We start from the raw sequence: 2,799 nt of genomic DNA, 5'->3' as shown, positions 1-2,799 counted from the left end.
ACTCGTAATCGGCCTTCGGCAAAGAGTTGCACGGCACGAGGATAGATCTTGTGTTCCTGGATGAGGATTCTGGCGGCAAGGGTTTCGGACGTGTCATCGTCGAGGATCGGCACGGCTGCTTGGATGATGATCGGCCCTTCGTCCACGCCTTCCGTCACGAAATGGACGGTACATCCCGCCAGCTTACAACCCCAGTCAATGGCCTTCTTCTGTACGTCCAATCCAGGAAATGACGGCAGCATCGAGGGATGAATGTTCATCATGCGATTGGCGTAAGCATTGACCAGCACTGCCGTAACGATTTTCATGTAGCCTGCGAGCAAGACGAGTTCGACTTCATGCTGCTGAAGTATTTTCAACAACGACTGGTCGTATGCTTCACGACTGTCCGGTCGCCCGGCAAAGGGCTTCGGATCGACAAAAATATCGGTGAGTCCATGCTTCCGAGCCCGCTCCAGTGCGACCGCGTCCTGCTTATTGCTGATGACAGCGACAATCTGAGCCTGTACCTGCCCCGCTTCGATCGCATCGACGATGGCTTGCAGGTTGGAGCCTCGACCGGATGCCAGTACCGCCACTCGCAATGGGGTCATTCGGCTAATCGACATATTCGACCTCCGGCTCCTCCCCGGTGGAGGAAACGATTTCACCGATCTGCCAGGCTCGGTCGCCCAGCGCTGTGGCGCGAGCCAGCACTCCGGACAATGAATCAGGCGGTACCACAAGAATCAACCCAATGCCCATATTAAAAACCCGGTACATCTCTTCCCGATCGACCTGCCCAAGCCGGCGCATCACGTCGAAGATCGGCGGCACTGACCAGGCTGATCGACTGATCCTTGCTCGTACACCTTTAGGAAACACGCGTGGCAAATTCCCCGTAATGCCGCCTCCGGTAATATGAGCGATGCCTTTGATCGGAAATTGCTCGACGAGCGCTAAAATCTGCTTCGCATAAATTCTGGTGGGTGTCAGGAGCACCTCTCCGATAGGCCCATCAAGCTCAGAAAGACGGCTGGCAATCGTCAGCCTGGCTTCTTCAAACAATACCCGCCGGGCCAGTGAGTAACCGTTACTATGAAGCCCTGAAGAAGCCAAGCCTATGACTGCATCGCCGGATACAATGTGCCGACCATCGATGATCTTCGGGCGATCGACTGCGCCGACGGCAAAACCCGCCAGGTCATATTCGCCATCAGGGTAGAATGACGGCATTTCGGCAGTTTCCCCGCCGATCAAGGCGCACCCGGCTTGACGGCAACCTTCGGCGATGCCGGCGACCACCTCCTGAGCCTTCGACACAGACAACTTCCCGGTCGCGAAATAGTCCAGAAAAAACAGCGGTTCCGCTCCACTCACCGCAATGTCATTGACACACATCGCCACCAGGTCGACCCCGACGGTGTCATGTTTATCCATCATGAAGGCGATCTTCAGTTTGGTCCCGACCCCATCGGTTCCTGAGACAAGCACTGGTTCTTTGTATTTGTCGGCTTGGAGTCTAAAGAGGCCGCCAAACCCTCCTAGGTCGGTCAGGACCTCGGGTCGAAACGTCGATCGAACAAGCGGCTTGATGCGATCGACAAGCTCATCGCCTGCATCGATATCCACACCTGCGTCACGATAGGTCGTCACGGATAGATGTCCTGGAAGGGCTACGGGTAGCGTTGGCTTTGGGTCAGGAACCACATATCCTTGGAGGCGCATCTTAACGGAGGGTCCGATGGAGGTCAACGCACCCATCGGAATCGATTCGAAGGCACTCCCTGTCTCCCAGCCTTCTGCTTTTTCCTTGCCGCTCTAGAATTACACCCTATACTAATCTTGTCACATCTTTGGACGGTCTTCGAGCCAATGAAGCACCCAAGGAGGGGCCGGTGGCGGTTCTAATAGTTGACGACTCTCCCGATGAGCGCCTGCTGCTTCATCACATCCTCAAGAATGCAGGCTATCGTGACTTGATCACTGTTTCATCAGCCCGTGATGCCTTTCGGCAATTGGATTTGGATCATGCTGGCGCCAACGGCGTTAACACAGATGTAATCTTACTGGATATCAAGATGCCGGACGTGGATGGGGTCGAGGCCTGTCGCCGCATCAAAGCCATCGATGCGTTTGCAGGGATTCCAATCATCATCGTGACGGCACGGAACCAGAAGGACTGGCTTCAGGCGGCATTCGATGCAGGGGCAACGGACTACATCAGGAAACCGGTCGAGCAGGTAGAGCTCCTCGCACGAGTGAAATCTGCTTTCAAGCTCAAACATGAAACGGACGCGAGAAGGAGCTGGGAACAAGAGGTTACAAAAACCATCACTGACCTCGACCGCACGGTTCGCGACATTGCCACATTACAACAGCTCATACCCGTGTGCCCGTCCTGTAGAAAATCTCATCCTGCGCACATGTCGGAGTCCGCCCTGAACGAATACGTGCGAGTCCATCCCCAGACGAAGTTTCAGGATCTCCTCTGCTCCACGTGCGTAGGGCCTGGTCCTGTCCTGTCGTCGTCTTAGCTCTCAGGTCGCATCTCCACATCGAGCAACTTAATCTTCCGGTGAAGATGACTTCGCTCGATCTTGAGATCCTCAGCGGTTCGTGAAATGTTCCAGTGGTGCTCTCGAAGCTTTCGACTGATATATTCTTTTTCGAAGGCGTTCCGAGCATCTCGAAGCGAGTCGTAGGATTTTGTGAGAAATGGGTTGGTCGCCTGATTGCCCGCCGGCACCACGCCGGCGGTTCGTCCCGGTAACGACAGGCTGGCCTGGGACGCGTCAATCACAAACCCCGGCACCATGA

The 2,799-nt window shown here is 55.3% G+C and carries 4 protein-coding genes; 1 reads left to right on the top strand and 3 read right to left on the bottom strand.

Annotation, left to right across the window (positions count from 1 at the left end; translation table 11 throughout):
• The coding region (gene purN, locus ACOSYY_RS13155) for a phosphoribosylglycinamide formyltransferase (protein ID WP_421662940.1) at positions 1-608 on the bottom strand (608 nt) is incomplete at its 3' end.
• Complete coding sequence (gene purM, locus ACOSYY_RS13150; RefSeq protein WP_421662938.1) at positions 598-1,635, bottom strand: phosphoribosylformylglycinamidine cyclo-ligase; 1,038 nt, start codon at positions 1,633-1,635, stop codon at positions 598-600. The genes purM and purN, both read right to left, overlap by 11 nt.
• A 242-nt stretch (positions 1,636-1,877) precedes the next feature.
• Here purM and ACOSYY_RS13145 point away from each other — a divergent pair, with 242 nt between their 5' ends.
• On the top strand, positions 1,878-2,516 hold the full coding sequence (locus ACOSYY_RS13145; RefSeq protein WP_421662936.1) for a response regulator: 639 nt from the start codon (positions 1,878-1,880) through the stop codon (positions 2,514-2,516).
• Here ACOSYY_RS13145 and ACOSYY_RS13140 read toward each other — a convergent pair.
• Positions 2,513-2,799, bottom strand: a 287-nt coding sequence (locus ACOSYY_RS13140) for a helix-turn-helix domain-containing protein (protein WP_421662935.1), incomplete at its 5' end; no start/stop codon positions are given. The two genes, ACOSYY_RS13145 and ACOSYY_RS13140, sit on opposite strands and share 4 nt — an antisense overlap.

Source organism: Nitrospira sp. BLG_2 (genome assembly GCF_049222245.1).
Note: the sequence above shows the minus strand (reverse complement) of the source record. Positions and strands in the feature narration are given on the sequence as shown.